Annotated in this window: 15 protein-coding genes and 1 other RNA gene; 10 read left to right on the forward strand and 6 right to left on the reverse strand. The window is 70.3% G+C overall.

Translation table 11 applies throughout. From position 1 onward, the window contains the following. Positions 1–78 precede the first annotated feature (78 nt). From AQJ46_RS13460 to AQJ46_RS13470, 3 genes are read left to right on the forward strand one after another with little or no spacing between them, the layout of a single operon-like run. Entirely contained in the window at positions 79–918 is an 840-nt protein-coding gene (locus tag AQJ46_RS13460) for a Nif3-like dinuclear metal center hexameric protein (RefSeq protein WP_059205776.1), read from the forward strand. Continuing rightward, positions 915–1658, forward strand: coding sequence for a zinc ribbon domain-containing protein (locus AQJ46_RS13465; RefSeq protein WP_208616930.1), 744 nt, complete (start codon positions 915–917; stop codon positions 1656–1658). The genes AQJ46_RS13460 and AQJ46_RS13465 overlap by 4 nt, the downstream gene beginning before the upstream one ends. A gap of 12 nt (positions 1659–1670) precedes the next feature. Beyond that, positions 1671–2828, forward strand: a complete 1158-nt coding sequence (locus AQJ46_RS13470; protein WP_059205867.1) for a bifunctional RNase H/acid phosphatase — start codon at positions 1671–1673, stop codon at positions 2826–2828. Here the strand turns inward: AQJ46_RS13470 and AQJ46_RS13475 are convergent. Then, positions 2811–3446: a bifunctional 4-hydroxy-2-oxoglutarate aldolase/2-dehydro-3-deoxy-phosphogluconate aldolase gene (locus AQJ46_RS13475; protein ID WP_059205778.1), complete on the reverse strand. Its 636-nt coding sequence runs from the start codon at positions 3444–3446 to the stop codon at positions 2811–2813. The two genes, AQJ46_RS13470 and AQJ46_RS13475, sit on opposite strands and share 18 nt — an antisense overlap. Positions 3447–3545: 99 nt before the next feature. Continuing rightward, a complete protein-coding gene (gene yaaA / locus AQJ46_RS13480; protein WP_059205779.1) occupies positions 3546–4328 on the reverse strand; it encodes a peroxide stress protein YaaA in 783 nt (260 codons plus the stop codon). A gap of 77 nt (positions 4329–4405) precedes the next feature. Between yaaA and AQJ46_RS13485 the strand changes: the two genes are divergently transcribed. From AQJ46_RS13485 to rnpB, 6 genes are all read left to right on the forward strand, one after another. Continuing rightward, positions 4406–5833, forward strand: a complete 1428-nt coding sequence (locus tag AQJ46_RS13485) for an RNB domain-containing ribonuclease (protein WP_059205780.1) — start codon at positions 4406–4408, stop codon at positions 5831–5833. A gap of 89 nt (positions 5834–5922) precedes the next feature. Beyond that, positions 5923–6366, forward strand: coding sequence for a DUF4260 family protein (locus AQJ46_RS13490; protein ID WP_059205781.1), 444 nt, complete (start codon positions 5923–5925; stop codon positions 6364–6366). A 46-nt stretch (positions 6367–6412) separates the two neighbouring features. Then, positions 6413–6934, forward strand: a complete 522-nt coding sequence (locus tag AQJ46_RS13495) for a TetR/AcrR family transcriptional regulator (protein ID WP_059205782.1) — start codon at positions 6413–6415, stop codon at positions 6932–6934. A gap of 33 nt (positions 6935–6967) precedes the next feature. Beyond that, positions 6968–7801 (forward strand): AraC family transcriptional regulator, encoded by an 834-nt coding sequence (locus AQJ46_RS13500; protein ID WP_059205783.1) that lies wholly within the window; start codon positions 6968–6970, stop codon positions 7799–7801. Positions 7802–7819: 18 nt separating this feature from the next. Next, positions 7820–8791: a DMT family transporter gene (locus tag AQJ46_RS13505; RefSeq protein WP_079072237.1), complete on the forward strand. Its 972-nt coding sequence runs from the start codon at positions 7820–7822 to the stop codon at positions 8789–8791. 18 nt (positions 8792–8809) lie between these two features. Then, positions 8810–9211, forward strand: an RNA gene (rnpB, locus tag AQJ46_RS13510) — RNase P RNA component class A. Between the two features lie 559 nt (positions 9212–9770). On the opposite strand, the gene AQJ46_RS13520 is transcribed toward rnpB, so the two are convergent. Then, a complete protein-coding gene (locus tag AQJ46_RS13520) occupies positions 9771–11804 on the reverse strand; it encodes an N-6 DNA methylase (protein WP_059205785.1) in 2034 nt (677 codons plus the stop codon). A 299-nt stretch (positions 11805–12103) separates the two neighbouring features. Here AQJ46_RS13520 and AQJ46_RS13525 point away from each other — a divergent pair, with 299 nt between their 5' ends. After that, positions 12104–14689, forward strand: a complete 2586-nt coding sequence (locus AQJ46_RS13525; RefSeq protein WP_059205786.1) for a GmrSD restriction endonuclease domain-containing protein — start codon at positions 12104–12106, stop codon at positions 14687–14689. 77 nt (positions 14690–14766) lie between these two features. Here the strand turns inward: AQJ46_RS13525 and AQJ46_RS13530 are convergent, their stop codons facing one another. From AQJ46_RS13530 to drmC, 3 genes are all read right to left on the reverse strand, one after another. After that, the gene (locus tag AQJ46_RS13530; protein WP_059205787.1) at positions 14767–16923 is read right to left on the reverse strand and encodes a UvrD-helicase domain-containing protein; all 2157 of its coding nucleotides are present in this window, start codon (positions 16921–16923) and stop codon (positions 14767–14769) included. A 114-nt stretch (positions 16924–17037) separates the two neighbouring features. Next, positions 17038–18390: a hypothetical protein gene (locus tag AQJ46_RS13535; RefSeq protein ID WP_059205788.1), complete on the reverse strand. Its 1353-nt coding sequence runs from the start codon at positions 18388–18390 to the stop codon at positions 17038–17040. 119 nt (positions 18391–18509) lie between these two features. After that, the gene (drmC, locus tag AQJ46_RS13540) at positions 18510–19280 is read right to left on the reverse strand and encodes a DISARM system phospholipase D-like protein DrmC (RefSeq protein ID WP_059205789.1); all 771 of its coding nucleotides are present in this window, start codon (positions 19278–19280) and stop codon (positions 18510–18512) included. Positions 19281–19286: the final 6 nt, after the last annotated feature.

The raw sequence follows: 19286 nt of genomic DNA on the forward strand, positions 1-19286 counted from the left end.
TGTGCTCGCCGGGGCACGGGTTCTCGTCGACCGGCGGCACAGGTTCAGCAGGACAGACCAGGCAGGTAGCCTTTCCCCGTGCCCCGTCTGTCTGAAGTCATCACCGCGCTGGAGAACCTGTGGCCCGCCGAGCGGGCCGAGTCCTGGGACGCGGTCGGCACCGTCGTGGGCGAACCCGACCAGGAGGTCACGCGGGTCCTCTTCGCCGTCGACCCGGTCCAGGAGATCGTCGACGAGGCGGTGAAGCTGGGCGCGGACCTGCTGGTCACCCACCATCCGCTGTACCTCCGGGGCACGACGACCGTGGCGGCCTCACACTTCAAGGGCCGGGTCGTCCACACCCTCATCAAGAACGACATCGCGCTGCACGTCGCCCACACCAACGCGGACAGCGCAGACCCGGGCGTCTCGGACGCGCTCGCCGGTGCGCTCGACCTCCGGGTCGTAGGGCCGCTGGTGCCGGACCCGACGGACACGTCGGGGCGCCGGGGGCTGGGGCGGGTGTGCGAGGTCGACCCCCCGATGACCGTCCGCGAGCTCGCCGCGCGGGCCGCCGAACGCCTGCCCGCCACCGCGCAGGGCATCCGCGTGGCCGGCGACCCCGAGGCCACGGTCCGCACGATCGCCGTCAGCGGCGGTTCCGGCGACAGCCTCTTCGACCAGGTCCGCGCGGCCGGCGTCGACGCCTTCCTCACCGCGGACCTCCGCCACCACCCCGTGTCCGAGGCTCGCGCCCACAGTCCTCTCGCGCTGCTCGACGCGGCGCACTGGGCCACCGAGTGGCCCTGGTGCGAGCTGGCCGCCGCCCAGCTCGACGAGATCTCCGACCGCCACGGCTGGGACCTGCGCGTGCACGTCTCCAGGACGGTCACCGACCCCTGGACCAGCCACTCCCCTTCACCTGGAGCCCCCAACTGAACGCCGCGCCCGCCGACCAGATCCGACTTCTCGACGTCCAGGACCTCGACGTCCGCCTCCAGCAGCTCGCCCACAAGCGCAGGTCGCTGCCCGAGCACGCCGAGATCGAGTCGCTCACCAAGGACGCCACCCAGCTGCGCGACCTCCTCGTGGCCGCCCAGACCGAGGAGAGCGACACCGCCCGCGAGCAGACCAAGGCCGAGCAGGACGTGGACCAGGTGCGCCAGCGCGCCACCCGCGACCAGCAGCGGCTGGACTCCGGAGCCGTGACCTCGCCCAAGGACCTGGAGAACCTCCAGCGCGAGATCACCTCCCTCGCCAAGCGCCAGGGCGACCTCGAGGACATCGTCCTGGAGGTCATGGAGCGCCTGGAGTCCGCGCAGGAGCGCGTGGCCGAGCTGACCGGGCGGGTCTCCTCCGTCCAGGCGAAGATCGAGGACGCCACCGCCCGCCGGGACGCGGCCCTCGAGTCGCTGGACGGCGAGATCGCCTCGGTGACCAAGGAGCGCGAGGTCATCTCCGCCACCGTCCCCGCCGACCTGCTCAAGCTCTACGACAAGCTCCGCGAGCAGCAGGGCGGCATCGGTGCGGCGAAGCTGTACCAGCGCACCTGCCAGGGCTGCCGCCAGGAGCTGGCCATCACCGACATCAACGAGATCCGGGCGGCCGCACCCGACACCGTGGTGCGCTGCGAGAACTGCCGCCGCATCCTGGTGCGCACGTCCGAGTCCGGCCTGTAAGGAGCAGTGGACGTGCGGGAGTTCATCGTCGAGGCCGACGGAGGCTCGCGGGGCAACCCCGGCCCCGCCGGCTACGGCAGCGTGGTGCTGGACGCGGCGACGGGGGAGACGCTGGTCGAGACGTACGAGTACCTCGGCGTCGTCACGAACAACGTCGCCGAGTACCGCGGTCTGCTGGCCGGCCTGCGCGCCGCGCACGACCTGGACCCGTCCGCCACCGTGCACGTCCGCATGGACTCCAAGCTCGTCGTCGAGCAGATGTCGGGTCGCTGGAAGATCAAGCACCCGGACCTGAAGCCGCTCGCTCTGGAGGCGGGGCGGGTGTTTCCGCCGGGGCGGGTGACGTACGAGTGGATCCCGCGCGAGCAGAACAAGCGGGCAGATCGGCTGGCGAACGAGGCGATGGACTCGGGGGCATCGGCGAGTTCGGTACGGAAGCTGTCTCCTGCTGCCGGCGCTGAGGCTGTCGGTGCCGCCAAGGCCGAGGCTGATGTGCGTGCCGCCACGGCAGTCGCCGGTTCCGGCTGGGGGCCCGCCGACATGGGGGCGCCGGCCACCTTCGTGCTGCTGCGTCACGGTGAGACGCCGCTGACCCCCCAGAAGCGGTTCTCGGGGAGCGGCGGTACGGATCCCTCTCTTTCCGCGGTGGGCAGGGAACAGGCCGAGAGGGCCGCCGAAGCCCTGGCCCGCCGAGGCACGATCCAGCACATCCTCGCCTCGCCGCTCACCCGGACCAGGCAGACCGCCGCCGCCGTGGCCGAGCGTCTTGGCATCGAGGTGACGGTCGAGGACGGCCTGATCGAGACCGACTTCGGTGCCTGGGAGGGCCTGACCTTCGGCGAGGTGCGCGAGCGCTACCCGGACGACCTGAACACCTGGCTCTCCGACCCGGAGGCCGAACCCACCGGCGGCGGCGAGAGCTTCGCGGCCACGGCGACCCGGATCGCGGCGACCAGGGACAAGCTCGTCGCGGCGTACGCGGGCCGCACGGTCCTGCTCGTCACCCACGTCACCCCGATCAAGACGTTCGTACGTCTCGCCCTTGGCGCCCCGCCCGAGTCCCTGTTCCGCATGGAACTCTCGGCGGCGTCCATGTCGGCGGTCGCGTACTACGCCGACGGCAACGCGAGCGTGCGGCTCCTCAACGACACCTCACACCTGCGCCCCTAGCGTTTTCAGCCCGGCGGCCTCGCGGGCCAGTGCCTCCACCCGCCCCCAGTCCCGCGCGGCGATCGCGTCCGCCGGAAGCATCCAAGTGCCGCCCACACAGCCGACGTTGGGGAGGGCCAGGTAGTCGGGCGCGTTGGCGGAACCTATGCCCCCCGTCGGGCAGAACCGCGCCTGTGGCAACGGCCCGGCGAGCGACCTCAGATACGCGGTACCGCCGGCGGCCTCGGCCGGGAAGAACTTCATCTCCGTCACACCCCGCTCCAGCAGCGCCACGACCTCCGAGGTGGTCGACACCCCGGGCAGGAACGGCACCCCGGACGCCTGCATCGCCTCCAGGAGTACGTCCGTCCAGCCCGGGCTGACGAGGAAGCGCGCACCGGCGGCGACCGTCTGCGTCACCTGCTCCGGCGTGATGACGGTCCCCGCACCCACCACGGCCTCCGGCACCTCCCCGGCGATCGCCCGGATCGCGTCCAGCGCGACCGGCGTCCGCAAGGTCACCTCGATCGCGGGCAGCCCTCCGGCGACCAGGGCGCGTGCGAGCGGTACGGCGTCGGAGGCGTCCTCGATGACGACGACGGGCACGACGGGGGCAAGGTCCAGGGGCGAGGGGGCCATGGCGTCATCCTGCCCGCGGTGTGCAGCATGCGCAAAGGGCGTTGCGCATGCTGCAATCTACTGTCTGGGGGGAGTCTGGGGAGAGTCTGGGGGGGGGGCTCAGTGAACCTCGTCCACCAGTACATCCAGTGACCAGGCCGCCCCCGCCTTCGCAGGCGCCTCGGCCTCCACCTCGTACCCCAGCTCCCGCAACGCCTCCACCAGCTCCGCGGGGTCCTTGGGCGCGATCCCCGCCGACAGCAGACTGCGCACCATCCGCCCCTTGGTCGCCTTGTTGAAGTGGCTGACGACCTTCCGCGTCGGCGCGTGCAGCACCCGTACGGTCGCCGTCCGCCCCGCGACCTCACCCTTCGGCTTCCACGCGGCCGCGTACGCGGAGGACCGCAGATCGAGCACGAGCCCGTTCCCCGCGGCCTCGTTGAGCACAGGGGCCATCGGCGCACGCCAGTGCGCGCCCAGCGCTCCGAGCCCCGGCAGCTTCACGCCCATCGAGCAGCGGTACGACGGAATCCGGTCCGTCACCCGGACCGCTCCCCACAGCCCCGAGAACACGAGCAGCGAACGCCCGGCACGCCTCTTCGCGGCCGCGTCGAGGGAAGCCAGGTCGAGGGCGTCGTAGAGGACACCCGTGTAGATCTCCCCGGCGGGCCGCGCTCCCGCGGTCCTGAGCTCGGTGTTCTTCGCGATCTCGCCGCGCAGTCCCTCGCTCAGCCCCAGCACCTCGCGCGCCTTCTCCTCGTCCCCGGCGCACAGCTCGACGAGTTCCTCGAGGATCGCCGCACGGGCCTCGGTGAGCCCCGGCAGCGACAGCGTCTCCAGCTTCAGCGGGGCGCCACGACCGGAGGACGCCTTGCCTTCGGAGGGAGGCAGCAGGACAAGCACGGGATCGATCTCCTTCGGTTGAGCTCCGAGACAGCGTACGGCGTGCCCCTCGGTGGTCCCGGTCCTACGCTCGCTGTATGCCCCGTCGCCGCATACGCGTGACCGACGCCCTCTTCAGGAGCGCCTTCACGGCCCTGCGCGCCGAACTCGGCGTGCCGTCGGGCTTCCCACCCGGGGTGACGGCGGAGGCGGAACGGCCGCCTCTCCTGAAGGCGTACGACGACGCCACCGACATCCCCCTCTTCACCATCGACCCACCCGGCTCCACCGACCTCGACCAGGCGATGCACCTGACCCGACGGGGCACCGGCTACCGAGTCCGGTACGCCATCGCCGACGTCGCCGCCTTCGTCGTACCCGGATCGGCGCTGGACGCGGAGACGCACCGGCGCGTGCTGACCCTGTACTTCCCGGACGCCCGGATTCCGTTGCATCCGCCGGTGTTGAGTGAGGGTGCCGCGAGCCTCCTCCCGGGCCAGGTCCGCCCGGCCGCCCTGTGGACGATCGACCTCGACGCGGACGGCCGTACGACCGCCGCCGACGTCCGCCGCGCCCTCGTCCGCAGCCGGGCGAGGCTCGACTACGAGGGCGTGCAGAAGGCGATCGACTCGGGCACCGCCGACGAGCCACTTTTCTTGCTCAAGGAGGTCGGTGAGCTCCGGGAACGGCTGGAGGTGGAGCGCGGCGGCATCTCGCTGAACGTGCCGGAGCAGGAGATCGTCCAGCGGAACGGCACGTACGAACTGACGTACCGCGCCGGGGTTCCCGCCGACGGCTGGAACGCCCAGATCTCCCTGCTCACCGGCATGGCGGCGGCCGACCTGATGCTCGCGTACGGCACGGGCGTCCTCCGCACCCTGCCCGCCGCCCCGGACGGCGCGGTGGGACGGTTGCGCCGTACCGCCCACGCCCTGCACATCGACTGGCCGCACCATGTGTCGTACGCGGCGCTGGTGCGTTCCCTGGACCCGCGGATCCCCCACCACGCGGCCTTCCTCCAGGAGTGCACGACCCTGCTGCGCGGCGCCGGCTACACGGTCTTCCGGGACGGGGTCCTGCCGGCCATCACCACCCATGCGGCGGTGGCGTCCCCCTATGCCCACTGCACGGCCCCGCTGAGGCGGTTGGCCGACCGGTACGCATCGGAGATCTGCCTGGCGGCGGTGGCGGGGACGGCCGTACCGGACTGGGTGCTCGCGGCTTTCGAGGCGTTGCCCCGCGAGATGGCCGAGGGCGGCCGCCTCGCCGCGACGGCCGAACGGGAGTGCGTCGACATCGTTGAGGCGGCGCTGCTGAAGGACCGGGTGGGGGAGGTGTTCGACGGCTGCGTGGTGGACGTGGAGGAACGCCGACCGGCGGTCGGGACCGTGCAGTTGGAGACACCGGCGGTGATCGGGCGGGTGGAGGGGGCGGGGGTCGAGCTGGGGGAGCGGCTGAGGGTCAGGCTCACCCAGGCCGATCCCGTGGGTCCGGGAGGGGCGAAGGTGCGGTTCGCTCCTGCGTGACCGCGTTCGGTGGAGGACCTCTTGACGGCTAACGTCGTTAGCCATACTGTTCTGGCTAACGACGTTAGCCGAGCTTGTCGGAGGGGATCATGAGCACTGTCGCCACAGCCACAGCCGCACCCGTTGCGCACGCCCGGGGTCGGGGTGGCCGCGTCTTCACTGTCGTCCGCCGTACGGCCTGGCTCGCGGGGGCGCTGTTCTGGTCCGCGTTCTCGGTCCTGGAGGCCGTCAACCACGGCTGGCTCGCGGGCACCCTCGCCCTCACCTTCTTCGTCCTCCCGGACCTGACCTTCCTGGTCGCCCTCGACGAGGCGCCCCGGATGGCGAAGGGCCAGCTGCCGCCGCGAGCGGTGCCGTACTACAACGCGATGCACCGGGCCCTGGTCCCGCTGGCGCTGATGGCTCTGTACACGGTCGGCCCGGTCGCCGTGCCCGCGCTCTTCGCGGCCCTGTGCGGCTGGCTCGCCCACATCTCGTACGATCGCGCTTTCGGGTACGGGCTGCGGACGAAGGAGGGGTTCCAGCGTGGCTGAGAGGGCTTCCGTAGTGACCGATCGTGCGTCTGGGGGAGGTGCGGACGTGACCGACCGTCTCACCCCCCGCGCCCGGCAGATCGCGACGGCGGCTCGCGAGCTGCTGGAGGAGTCCGGCCCCACCGCCCTCACCCTGCGGGCCCTCGCCGACCGCCTCGGCATCAAGGCGCCCTCCCTCTACAAGCACTTCCCGGACAAGCAGGCCGTGGAGGTCGAACTGATCGCGCAGATGCTGGAGGAGTCGGCGGCGGCGCTGGAGTCGGCGGAGCAACGAGCCCCCGGCTCCCTGCCGGCCCTGGCCGAGGCCTACCGGACGTACGCCCTGGCCCACCCCCACCTGTACTGCCTCAGCACCGAACGCCCCCTCCCGCGCCCCGCCCTCCCCGCGGGTCTGGAGGACCGCGCCGCGATGCCGCTGATGCGGGCCTGCGACGGCGACCTGGACCTGGCCCGCTCGGTCTGGGCCTTCGCCCACGGCATGGTGATCCTGGAGATCCACGGCAGGTTTCCGGACGACGCGGACCTGAACGCGGCATGGAAGAGGGGCCTGAAGTCGTTGCACCCTTAGCGGTGCACGAGGGTGGTGGACGGGGGTACGGGGATGAGTGCACGGGAACAGGCTCTGTGGACCAGGGCACGGCTGGGCCGTTGCGGCCCCCCGCTGGACCTCCTGACCGCCCGCTTCGACCGCCACGTCTACGCCTCGCACACGCACGAGCAGTTCAGCATCGGCATCTGCGTCGGCGGCTCCGAGGTGATCGACTACCGGGGCGACCACCTCCGCCCCGGCCCCGGCTCCATCGTCGTACTGGCCCCAGGCGAGATGCACACCGGCCGCCCCGCAGCCTCCGACGGCGGCTACGCCTACCGCGCCCTGTACCCCGACCCTGCCCTCCTCACCGAAGGCACCGTCGGCGGCGGTCTCCCGTACTTCCACGAGCCACTCCTTGACGACCCCGAACTAGCCACCGCGCTCCGCCGCGCCCACACCGAACTCAGCGTCTGCCCCGACCCGTTGGAGATGGAGTCCCGCCTCCCGTGGCTGCTGACGGCCCTCGCCCGCCGCCACTCCACGGCCCGCGCGACGAACGACACGGTGCCGGGCGCCGCCCACATCGCCCACGCGGTGCGGGACCGCCTGGCCGACGACCTCCTGGAGCCCCCCTCCCTCGCCGAACTCGCCACCGCTTTGGGCCTGTCCCGCTACCAACTCCTCCGAGCCTTCCGTACGACGATGGGGATACCCCCGTACGCCTGGCTGGCGCAGCACCGGGTACACCGGGCCCGCGGACTACTGGAGTCCGGCTTGAAGCCGGCCGAGGTCGCCGGCCTGGTGGGCTTCGCCGACCAGGCGCACCTGACCCGCTGGTTCCGACGGGTCCTCGGGGTCACCCCGGCGGCGTACCGCAACAGCGTTCAAGACGGCCGCCGCTGACGTGGCGAACATGGCCGCATGACTGCACGCGGCTGGTTTCTGTTCTCCCTGATGGGAGTGGTCTGGGGCATCCCCTACCTGTTGATCAAGGTGGCGGTGGATGCCCCGCTGTCCCCGTCGATGGTGGTGTTCACGCGCTGCGCGTTGGGCGCGGCCCTGCTCCTGCCCTTCGCGATACGGCAGGGCGGCCTTCCCGCCACCGTTCGAACCCACTGGCGCCCGATGCTGGCCTTCGCGTGCATCGAGATCATCGGCCCCTGGTGGACCTTGACCGACGCGGAACGCCACCTGTCCAGCTCGACAGCGGGCCTGTTGATCGCGGGCGTCCCGATCGTAGGAGTGGCCCTGGCCCGCTTTTTCGGCGAAACGGAGAGGCTGGGAGTGCGGCGCGTCGTCGGACTCGGCCTGGGCCTGGCCGGCGTAGGAGTCCTCACGATCCCGCACCTGACAGGCGGGGACGCCCGTTCCCTGGCAGAGGTGCTGATCACGGTGATCGGCTACGCAACGGCTCCGTTGATCGCAGCGCGCTACCTCAAGGCTGTCCCGACCCTCCAGCTCATCGCCCCCTGCCTGGCCCTCGCGGCACTGGTCTACGCCCCGGCGGCGGCGATGACCTGGCCGTCGGAGATGCCTTCCCCTTCGGTCCTGGCCGCGCTGGCCACCCTGGGCGTGGTCTGCACCGCGGTCGCCTTCGTGGCCTTCCTGGAGCTGATCAAGGAGGCGGGCCCGACCAGGGCAACCGTCTTCACGTACGTCAATCCGGCGGTAGCGGTGGCAGCGGGGGCGATCTTCCTGTCCGAGCCACTGACGGCGACCATCCTGGCGGCCTTCACCCTGATCCTGGCGGGCTCGGTACTGGCGACGGCCTCCGGTCGGGGGGCCGCCACCCGCCCGGTGCTGAGTCACCCGGAGGGGCGAGGCCGCGCAAAGCGACTCGTCCGCCGCGGTCCGGAACCCCGGCCGGACAGAGGCGAGGCGCGCGCCCGGTAACATGGTCGACACGGCAGACGAGCCGGGCGGACGGCCGCGTGAAGTCCCTCAGGGGCCTTCCCGAGGAACGTCCGGGCTCCACAGGGCAGGGTGATGGCTAACGGCCACCCGGGGTGACCCGCGGGAAAGTGCCACAGAAAACAAACCGCCGGGGACTTCGGTCCTCGGTAAGGGTGAAACGGTGGTGTAAGAGACCACCAGTGCCCAGGGCGACCTGAGCAGCTAGGTAAACCCCACCCGGAGCAAGGTCAAAAGGGAGCGCCTTGGCGCTCCTGCGAGGACGTTCGAGGGCTGCCCGCCCGAGTCCCCGGGTAGACCGCACGAGGCCGGCGGCAACGCCGGCCCTAGATGGATGGCCGTCTCCCCGGGCCCCGCGAGGAGCCCGGGTGACAGAACCCGGCGTACAGCCCGACTCGTCTGCCGCCAAGGGCCCCTGACCGGTGAAATTGCCATCAGGGGCGCTTTTCTGTCGAATCTGAGAGTCAGCCAGACCCGTTCCGTACCGGTTCAAACGGGGTCGCACGGCTACGTAGGTCGCCATGAAGGTAGCCATGGCCGACAACACTCAAGTGGACGCGCTTGCCGCCGTGCTTGCCGAGTCGATGACGATCCCGGACGTTGAGCGCGATGAGCTTCAACGGCGCCGCCAAGCCCCCATCGAGGCGGGCAGGAAGGGCGAGAGTACTGGCGGGAGGTCTACGGAACCGACTGGATCCGAGGCAATGACCTGCGGTGTCGAGTAAGCCTCGAGCCAATTGATTGAGGTCGTAGCGGCGGACCAGGAGGCTGAGAAGGGCGGCAGCGGGGCTGAGGCCGGTGGTGTGCCCAGCCATGCTGAGGTTCGCCTTTCGTCGCTGCGACTACGGACGCCGACTCGTGAACACGACCCGCGCAGGCCGGGCCGGATGACGTTCGCAGTTCGGCGGTAGAGCCGTTTCGCGAGTCACACGGAACCGGCCGCCGTGTAACGCTCAGCGCTCTATGCCCCGCCCGCCAGGCGTCCCGCCGCGAGTTCGTCGCCGAGGCCGCGGACGAGGTCCGCGCCGAGGTCGGCGGCGCGGCGCAACACCCGCTCGAAGGAATCCAGTTCACGGAAAACCTCGCCGTAGCGACGCTGTTCACCGAGCGGGACCTGGCGGACCTGGAGGCGGCGGACGTCGATGCGGGAGGAACTCGTCGTGTGGGTGCCGGCCTGCCGGGCGTTGGCCGGGGCACGGAGCGAACCGGCGAGGAACCAGGCGTCGAGCTGTTCGGGCTGTACCCGAACGGCATGCAGATGCGGACCGAGGGCGGTCGGCGGCCCCTCGTGGACCCAGGCGGAGAAATTCCGCGCCACGCCCACGACCACGATGTCCCCGGGTTGGACGATCACTGCCTCGCGGGCCGAATCGCCGTCGGAGGCGAGCCAGCCCCCGGGTTCCCCCGTCCCCAGGAGGTCGGGAACCGTGAGAAAGGGGGTGTCGCCGTCGGACGAGGGGCTGGTGCGGATCGACCCCTCCGGTGGCTGTTGGCCGCCGCGCAGTGTGAGCGCACCCGCCCGGGCGAGTTCGGCGACGGTGGTCGCCGTCGGTGTGTCCGCGTTGGCTGAGACGAGGTCGAGCGCGGCGAGCAGCCGCGCCGACTTATCCACGTTTGCGGTAAGTGAGGTGAACTCCGCCCAGGATGTGGCAAGCCTGGGCGCGGTGTCCGCTGGGGACGGGGTGATGTGGCGTCCCGGGGTGAGATCGACCTCGTCGTCGAGGAGTTCGATGACAGGCACCTGCGCGACATAGGCGGGGAGCTGCGGGGAATCGGCCTGCTCGACGGCCACGCGGACGAAGGCGCCGATCGCCGCCCAGTCGGGGGCGGGGGTGCTCTCCCGCGCGGAATCCCGGGAGAAGCGTGACGCGGCGTCGGCGACCAGTAGCCGCCCGCCCGCCTGCTTTTCCTCCCCGGGCGCGGGCGTCCGCAGCAGCCACAGGTGCAGGGAGACGCTGTGCGGTGCAGCGCATCCCGGCGGCAGTGCGACGACGGCCCGGAGGTGGCCGGTGCGCAGCAGCGAACCACGGATCCGCCGTCCCGCCTTCCTGGCTGCGACGGCGGGCGGCAGCAGCAGCACAGCGGCGCCGCCTGGACGCAGCCGGGCCAGGCAGTGCTGCACCCAGGCGAGTTCGGGCTCGGTACGCGGGGGCAGCCCGTGGCTCCAACGCGCGTCGGTGGCGAGCTCCTCGTACCCCCAGTCCCGCTCGCTGAAGGGCGGGTTGCACAGGACGATGTCGGCGGGGGTATCGGCGAAGGGGTCGTCGCGCAGCGAGTCGGCGGCTCGTACATCGATGACGGCCCGCCCGCCTTCCTTCTCGGCGAGTCTCAGGCGAGCGTCCGCAAGTGCGGCGAGGATGGGGTCGCGGTCACCGCCGAGCAGGGTAGGCTCCCCGCCTCCGGATGCCTTCATCGCTTCGGCACCGGCCACGAGCAGGTGCCCGGTGCCGCAGGCAGGATCCATGATCGTGACGCTGCCTGAGCCACTCCCGGCACTGTCGGCCGAGCCGAGGGCGAGGTCCGCCATGAGTGCTGCCAGGGGCTCCGGCGTCGTGGCGATCTGGCGTACGTGGACGTCGAGCCACCGGCGCAGCAGAAACGCGAACGTTCCGGTCTCCCCCTCGCGCCGCCCCAGCGCCACGGCCTGGTCGACCAACTCTGATGCTTCAGGGAGGAGTTGACCACGTTCCTCGTCCTCCTGGCCGGCGAGGAGTCGTCCCGTCCGTGCGACGGCGTCCCCAGTCTCGTCGCGCCCGCCGAGCATTTCGAAGCGAGGCCAGAGCCATTCCCGCTCGACGGACTTCTTGAGTTTCTTGTTCTGGCGCAGCCAGCTCTCGATGTCAGTCATGGAGAATTGGGGGTTGACATCGGTGCCCGCGATGCGCTGAGGGAAGGTCGGATGCCGCCGCCGCCAGTTGCTGACGGCAGCCCGCCCGACGCCGGCGAGACGGGCAATTTCGGCCAGGGTCACCGGTACGGCGCGCGGCGTGGACATCTGCACTCCCAGGGCGTTTCTGATCGAACGAGGATTTGCCCCCTACAGCAGGTGCGTGATTGAGCCACCCTTCCCCTCCTAGGCCTGTCAGGCTACTACGGTCATTGACTTTGTTCACAGGTCAGATACGGCCTTTCGGGCCATCTGGTTCACCTATGACATCCCCATGGCAGGGGAACGAGGTGTGCGCCCTGAGGCTCGGCCGGTAGTGTCACCGCTGGTGATCGAGCCGGGGGCAGAGGCCATCCCACCTCGACGGGGAGCATGAGCCGGTCCGGCAGACAGTGGGGGAGAGGCGAGTGCACGCTCAGGAGACCACGTTCAAGGAGCTCGTCCAGGGCGAGAAGCAGTTCCAGGTGCCGCTTTACCAGCGCACCTACAGTTGGGAGAAGGACGAGCTGCGGCAGCTCTGGGACGACGTGTTGGAGCTGGTCGAGGAGCAGTTGGAGGGCAGGACCCCCGCGACCCACTTCCTCGGCTCCGTGGTACTCGCCCCGGGAAGGATCACCGCGGGAGGCATGCAGCGCTGGCTCGTCGTCGACGGCCAGCAGCGGCTCACCACCCTCATGCTGGCCCTCACGGCGCTGCGTGACCGCTACCGGGAGCGCGGCGCCGAGCGGGACGCCGACCGTATCCACGACCTCGTGCTCGTCAACAGGTACCGCAACGGCGATGACCACTACCGCCTCCTGCCGACGCAGGCAGACCGCGAGGCCTTCACCGCGTGCGTCGAGAGCACCCCCAAGGCCGGTGGCCCCGGCAACGTGGGCGCCGCCTATCGCTTTTTCCTGACCGTCTTCACGGAGGGTGAGGAGAACGGCGGCGAGGCGTGGACGGGCGCGGTGGAAACCGTCCTGAGCAGTCTGCTGTCCATCGTCGAGATCACCGCGGCCGAAGGCGACAACGTCTACCGCATCTTCGAGTCCATCAACAACACCGGTGTCGGTCTCCGCCAGAGCGACTTGCTGCGCAACTACCTCTTCATGTGCCTGCAGACCCGAGGCGAGTCCGTCTACCGCAATCACTGGCTGCCCATGCAGGACCTCCTCGGTCCCGACAACCTCGAACTGCTCGTCTGGCTCGACCTGGTCGTGGCCGGCAACAGCCGCGCCAAGCAGAGCGAGATCTACCGCGACCAGAAGAAGCGCCTGGAGCCGCTGAGCACCGACGAGGCGGCACTGGAGGCCGAGATCGCCTCCCTCGCCCGGCGGGCCGAACGGCTGATGCGCATCCTGGAGCCCCGGCGGGAGCCGGACCCGCAGCTGCGCGAGGTCCTGGAGCGCCTGTCCCGGTGGGGCGGCCAGACCCACTACCCGCTGGCGCTCCAACTACTCGACCGCGTCGACGACGGACGGGCCACGCCCCAACAGGCCGCCCGAGCGCTGGCCTACGCCGAGAGTTACATGGTGCGCCGCCTCTTGGCGGGTCTGTCCACCACGGGCAGCAACCGGGTCTTCATGGAGATGCCCAAGGAACTAGAGAAGGACGACCCGGCGGACGCCGTACGCCGTTTCCTGTCGCGGAACAGAACGGGGGCACGCGTCTGGCCCGGCGACGAAGCGCTGCGCGAGGCGGTCCGCACCCGCCCCTTTTACAAGGCGGGACGAAGCAACCAGCGGTTCCAGGTACTGCGCAGACTCGAGGAGAGCTACGACGGCAGCGAGCCCGTCGACTACGCCAAGGCCTCCCTCACCGTCGAGCACGTTCTGCCGCAGAACCCGGCCCAGCAGTGGTACGACCTTCTCGCCGAGGACGCCGAGGACGGCCAGAGCCCGGACGAACTGCACGCCCTGCTCGTCCACACCCTGGGCAACCTCACCCTCTCCGCGGACAACGCACGCCTGTCGAACCACCCCTTCCGCCGCAAGCAGGAAATCCTCGACGCCAGCGCCCTGCGCATGAACCAGCGGATCGCCGACGAGGAACGGTGGGGAAAGACGGAGATCCTCGCCCGCGCGGACGAACTGGCGGACAGAGCAGTGCGGTTGTGGCCCGGCCCCGTCGAGGGAGTCGTCCAGGCAGAGGACGAATGGGCCGGCTGGAAGGAGCTCCGGGCCGCGCTTCTCGCCATGCCGGCCGGCACGTGGACGACCTACGGCGATATGGCGGCACTCATCGGCACCCATGCCGTCCCAGTGGGACAGCATCTGGCGACCAAGACGAGCCTGCACGGCGCCTACCGCGTGCTGACCGCGGACGGCCGCGTCTCGGCGGGCTTCCGGTGGCCGGACGGCAAGGAGTCCGGCGACGCGCGAACCCGTCTGGAAGCGGAGGGTGTTCCCTTCGACGACGCGGGACGGGCCCGCCGGTCCCACCGGCTGACCACCGCCGACCTGGCAGTCCTGCTTGGCAGGGACACCGCCGATGAGACGGTGCCGTCCGCGCAGGCCGAAGTCGAGCAGCAGCAGACGACGGCTGACCGGTTCGAAGCGCAACTCCGCGACAACCAGACCGAGGAGACCGTGCAGGGCGTTCTCGGTGCGCTGCGTTTCTGGGAGCAGCAGGGTGGCCACCTTGCCTACGGCCGAGCCGACGAGACCAGTTGCTTCCCTATGGTGCGGTTCGGCGCCGCGAGCGATACCGCCCGTGCGCTCTGGCCGCTCGGGATCTACCCGGTCGCGGGCACCGTCGAAGTGGTATTCCAGCACTTGAAGCGGCGCCCCCCGTTCGACGACGAGCCACTGCGCCGTGAGCTGTTGATCCGGCTGAACGGCATCGAGGGCATCGACCTGGCCGAGGCCAAACTGGACCTGCGTCCGTCCTTCCCGCTGGAGGTCTTCTCCGGGCACGGCGAGGAGATCTGCGCGGTGCTGGAGTGGTTCGCGCACACCGCCGCTCTGGCCGAGGCCCGCCGCATGATGGACGACGGTCCGGACACGCTCTGACGTGCCCATCAGGTGCGTGGGACCCGAGAACCCGTGGGCCCACGCACCTCGAACACAATGTGCTGTCGAACAAGGTGCTATTGACGCGGGCCGCTGATGACAGGTGCCAGGAAGGGGCTCGGCGTCCCGTGCCAGGACACACGCAGTGCCTCACGCGCCCGCGTGCACGCCACGAACAGCACGCTGAGCTCGCTGTTGAGGTCTTCCTGGTGCTGCTGGGCGTCGACGTCCACCGGAGTCACGGCGGACTTCATCGGAACCGTGCCGTCCATCACCCCGGCCACGGCCACGCAGCGGAACTCCAGCCCCTTCATCCGGTGCATGGTCCCTATCCGCACCCCCGCGCCACTGCGCCCGGCCCCCAGGACGAAAGCGGAGATGCCAGCGCGCTCCAGGGCCTGGGCGATGTCCCGCCCGAACTGGATGAACCGCACCGCGATGCCGATGTGTTCCGCCTCCACGCCCGAGGCGGTCCACTTCTCAACCTGCGCCACGAGCGCCGCCATCTCCTCGGGCTTCGTGGCGTGTCCCGCGGTCTCGGGTCGTTCGCCATGCATCGTGGAGCGATAGCCGGCCAGGGTCTCCTTCCCCTCGTCCATGTCGTCGGGCTTCTCTCCGGTCAACAGCGCGGTGGACCAGGCGAGGATCTCCTGTGTGGTGCGGTAGTTGACCCGCAGCCGGTACGAGCGTCCGACGACCTCGACGCCGAGCGAGCGAAGCGAGACCCGGTTGCCGTAGATGCGCTGGTGGGTGTCCCCGGCGAGGAACAGGTCGTCGGCGCCGGGCCCGACGAGGGCGCGCAGGAACCGCCATTGGGCGGGGTGCAGGTCCTGCGCCTCGTCGACCACCACGTGCCGGAAGGGCCGCTCGTCGCGCCGCCCGTCCAGGACACGTGCTGCCTCGGCGCACACCTGCAGGAAGGTCCACTCCCCGGCCTGGCGCAGCTGCTCCTCGAAAGCGGAGACCGCACGCCACACCTGAAGGCGTTTCAGCGGCCCGAGCCCGCTGCCACGGCCCGTCCGCACCACTTTCAGGTACTCCTCGGGAGTGGCGACGGCGTGCGCGAGGATGACGTGCCGCCACTCCTGGTCGAGGAAGACGTCCGTGAAGTCGAGGTCCAACCGCCGCGCGATCCGCGCCCACCGGGCGGTGACCTCCTTCTGGTCGAAGACCAGCTTCAGCGGTGCGCCGCCGCGGTCCGCCCGTACGATCTCGTTGGCCAGGGCGTCGACGTTCACCACCCGGATCTTCGCGCGGACGGCGTCATCCGTGATCAGCAGCTCCACGCAGCGCTGTAGTTCGGCGGCCAGGTCCTTCGTGTAGGTCGTCAGCAGCACACAGCCATCGGGTGCGTCGGAGGGCAGGTGCCGCGCGAGGTGGTATGCCCGGTGCAGCGCGACGACGGTCTTGCCGGTGCCGGGTCCGCCGGTGACCCGCGCCGACCCGGCGTAGCTCTCCTGGTAGGCCACCCGGTACTGGCTCGGGTGAAGGAAGACCCGCCAGGCGTCGAAGGGGCGCTGAAGGATCTCCAGCAGCTCATCGGCCCCGGAGACGAGGGCGATACGGCCGCGCGAGCGGGCCATGGCGGTGCCCAGCTCGTCGCCTTCGGAGGCGCGGGCGCTCTGCACGGCGGTCCGGGCGTACGCCTGCACGAGCTCGCGGTCGATCTCCTCGGGCTTCATGCCGGTCGCGAGCCCGAGCAGCACGTCGTACTGCTGCTCGGGCAGCACCTTGTGCAGCGCCTCCAGGTGGGCCTCGTCGGGGACCAGCCGGATGATCGGCAGGATCTCCTCGTCGACGCCGAGGCTGCGCAGCACCTTGTCCGGATACTCGGAGGCGGAGAACAGACGGGACGGCTCGTCGGCGGCCAGCGCCCGCAGCCCGGCCGTGGCCCGCTCCAGGGCCACGTCGTTGCGTATCTCGATACCCTGGGTGGCCTCGTTCACCGACGCGCGGTGCTTGGCGGCCCAGTCGTTGGCCTTGTCGTGCGGGAGCACCTTCAACAGCAGATAGCTGTCGCCGGACTCCGCCTTGAGGACGACGCCGCGCCAGAAGTCGGTGATCCGGATGGTCCGCAGCCGCGGATCCTTCTGGTGAGTGAGCTTCTCCAGGTGCAGTCCCGCGTGCGTGGCCGCCGCGAACTTCTCGAACACCTCGAAGACACGTTTCTGGACGGGTTTCTCCAGCGCGGCGAACTCCATCAGAAAGTCCCGGTGCATGCCCAGCGTCGCCATCCGTGCCCCCTCCAGAAGACTACGATCACTTTACTGACCGGCTCCGATTCGCGAGGCCGGTCCGTACGTGCCAGGACGCGAGGGCGGACGGCTCGCGTTTGCCTGCGGTGCGGGTCAGTTGACTCGGCGATTGCCTGGCGGAACCTCACTCCGGTGCATCCCTACGACCACGGAGCCCGGCCCCCCGGCAGACAGGCTCTCGCGGATCAGGTGGATGACGTAGTCCCAGCCGGTGCCGCGCGTGCCGATCCACCCGTCCCTGAGCAACGTGGTGAACGTGGTGTTGTTCAGGTACCGGGGAACCGACTCCTCGACGATACGTGTCCCACCGGACGGCCCGTCGGCCTCGGGGCGTTGCAGCAGTTCCCAGAAGTGCTCCCGCGTCAGGTACATGCCGGGGATGAGGGCGGCGGAGTTCATCATGAAGGGAGTGGTCCGGCACAGCTTGACCATGCTCGGTGTGAGGACCAGGCGGGGGTCTCCCAGCGTCGTTGAGGCCTCCTGTCCGGTCCGAGCCCACTCGTCCTCGGCCTCGCACTCGGCGTCCACGGCCTCCATCCGCTTCAGTTCCCGCTCACCGGTGGCGTCGTGCCAGTACACCCAGCCGCGCCCGCTCTGCCGCATGCGCTTGTACTGGACCATGGCCACGCTGCGCGCGTGCTCGTTCACGTAGATCATGTCGACGCCCATGACGGTCTCGGCGTTCGTGCGGTTGGCGTTGTACACGAACAACCGGTGCGGGGATTCGGAGTTGCGGCGGTAGATCCGCCAGCCGACCTGCACGGCATCCTCGCCCTCCATGCCGGGGAAACGCATGTAGTCATGGACGATCTGCTGATCCTCGATCTGCCGAAGGGCGGGCAGCCCTTCGATGAAGGGGACGGACCGGGAGCGGGGATCGTCCCTGCTGAGCGGCTGCTGCCACGCTTCGAGCGGATCGCGGTCCGCGCCGAACGTCTCAAGGAGGGTGCCAAAGGCGTCCTTCTCAAGGCTCCGCTGTTCTCCCTCCCGCCCTGTCGGAGGATTGGCCCCCAGGCTGTTCTCCAGGTCGTCCAGTGTCTCGTTCAGTTCCGGCCGTAGATGCCGGACGGCGGCGAGCAGTTTGTCGCCGGCGGCAGGAGACAAGCGGCCGTCGTCGCCGAGGAACCGGCGGCTGGCCCCCATGGTGTCCTCAAGGTCGACGAGCGGCAGCGGAAGCCGGAGTGCGGTGAAGTCGCGGGTGAGCAGGGCACGTTCGTAGGTGCCCGATCGTCTGCCCGGGAAGACGCTGCCCACCCCGATGATTCTGCGCTGCTCGTCGCGGGCGTGACGGTCGGTGAAGAACGCAAGACACCAGACGCGCGGCTTTCTCCAGTCCTTGTACGGGTAAGCGAAGGTCCGCTCACCGCGGGTCAGCCATGCCGGTGGTTCCTCCGGGAGCCGCTCCATCATCAGCGCGGTGCTGTGGACCAGAGCGACGGCGACCATCTGTGACCTCCTACATTTCGTGAAAGCGGAGGCTCAATTGTTGGCCAGGTTCCGGCCGTCAGGGCGGAGTGGCTGTCAATCAGTCATGTGAATGGCGATGATTCGACGGTGATGGGGCCTCATGAAGCGCCCGGCAACCGCGCGAGAACCCCCCTGCGCTGCAGCTCCCGTATGTGGTCCGCCATCCGCCCCGGCATGGGGCCGCCGTTCAGCAGCACACCCGCCTCGATGTTGCGCTCGGCGCCCGCCGCCGTGAGGTTGGCGCTGGTGAGGAAGAGGATCCGGTCGTCGGCCACCGCGAGTTTCGCGTGCAACCGGCTGCCGGGAGTGGCCCGTTGGGCCGTCGGCCAGTGCCAGAGCCGCAGGCCTGGTATGCGGGAGAAGGCGTCGGCCGGCTCGCTTCCGGAGAGCAGCCCGCCCGCGCCTGCCAGCGTCTCCACGACGATGTCCACCGTGACCCCACGCGCCACGGCCTCGGACAGTGCCGCGGTCAGCGGAGCGTACGAGCGGGCCGAGTAGGTCATGGCGACGAGTCGGTGCTCCGCAGCCCGGACTACCTCCGACAGCACCTGGGCTGTGGAGCGGCCAGGTGTCCCTGGCGTGGAGGGGCCGCTCCACACGGCACGGGTCTCGGTCCCCTCGCGCTGGCGGACCCAGGCCGCCACATAGCCGCGCAGATACGCCGCCGCCTCCGCCGAGGGCACGCCGTCCTCCGTGATCGAGGCCAGCAACGACGAGACGGTCTCCAGCGCGGCCGGTGTCTGCAGCCTGCCGAGGATGTATGCCGGGGAGCGGCCCTGAACTAGGAGCGTGGCCAGGGCCTTCGTCCGTGTGGGCCCGAGCGAGGCGGCGGCCGTCGCGACCGCCGCCTCGAAGCGCCTGCGGCTCACCCGGTC

The sequence above is a fragment of the Streptomyces canus genome (assembly GCF_001514145.1).
In the GTDB taxonomy this organism is placed as follows: Bacteria; Actinomycetota; Actinomycetes; order Streptomycetales; family Streptomycetaceae; genus Streptomyces; species Streptomyces canus.

Excerpts from the sequence above, each read along its gene's own strand:
- AQJ46_RS13475 (WP_059205778.1), bottom strand. The coding sequence starts at position 3,446 with ATGGCCCCCTCGCCCCTGGACCTTGCCCCCGTCGTGCCCGTCGTCGTC.
- AQJ46_RS13485 (WP_059205780.1), top strand. The coding sequence starts at position 4,406 with ATGCCCCGTCGCCGCATACGCGTGACCGACGCCCTCTTCAGGAGCGCC.
- AQJ46_RS13490 (WP_059205781.1), top strand. The coding sequence starts at position 5,923 with ATGAGCACTGTCGCCACAGCCACAGCCGCACCCGTTGCGCACGCCCGG.
- AQJ46_RS13500 (WP_059205783.1), top strand. The coding sequence starts at position 6,968 with ATGAGTGCACGGGAACAGGCTCTGTGGACCAGGGCACGGCTGGGCCGT.
- AQJ46_RS13505 (WP_079072237.1), top strand. The coding sequence starts at position 7,820 with ATGACTGCACGCGGCTGGTTTCTGTTCTCCCTGATGGGAGTGGTCTGG.
- AQJ46_RS13520 (WP_059205785.1), bottom strand. The coding sequence starts at position 11,804 with ATGTCCACGCCGCGCGCCGTACCGGTGACCCTGGCCGAAATTGCCCGT.
- AQJ46_RS13530 (WP_059205787.1), bottom strand. The coding sequence starts at position 16,923 with ATGGCGACGCTGGGCATGCACCGGGACTTTCTGATGGAGTTCGCCGCG.
- AQJ46_RS13535 (WP_059205788.1), bottom strand. The coding sequence starts at position 18,390 with ATGGTCGCCGTCGCTCTGGTCCACAGCACCGCGCTGATGATGGAGCGG.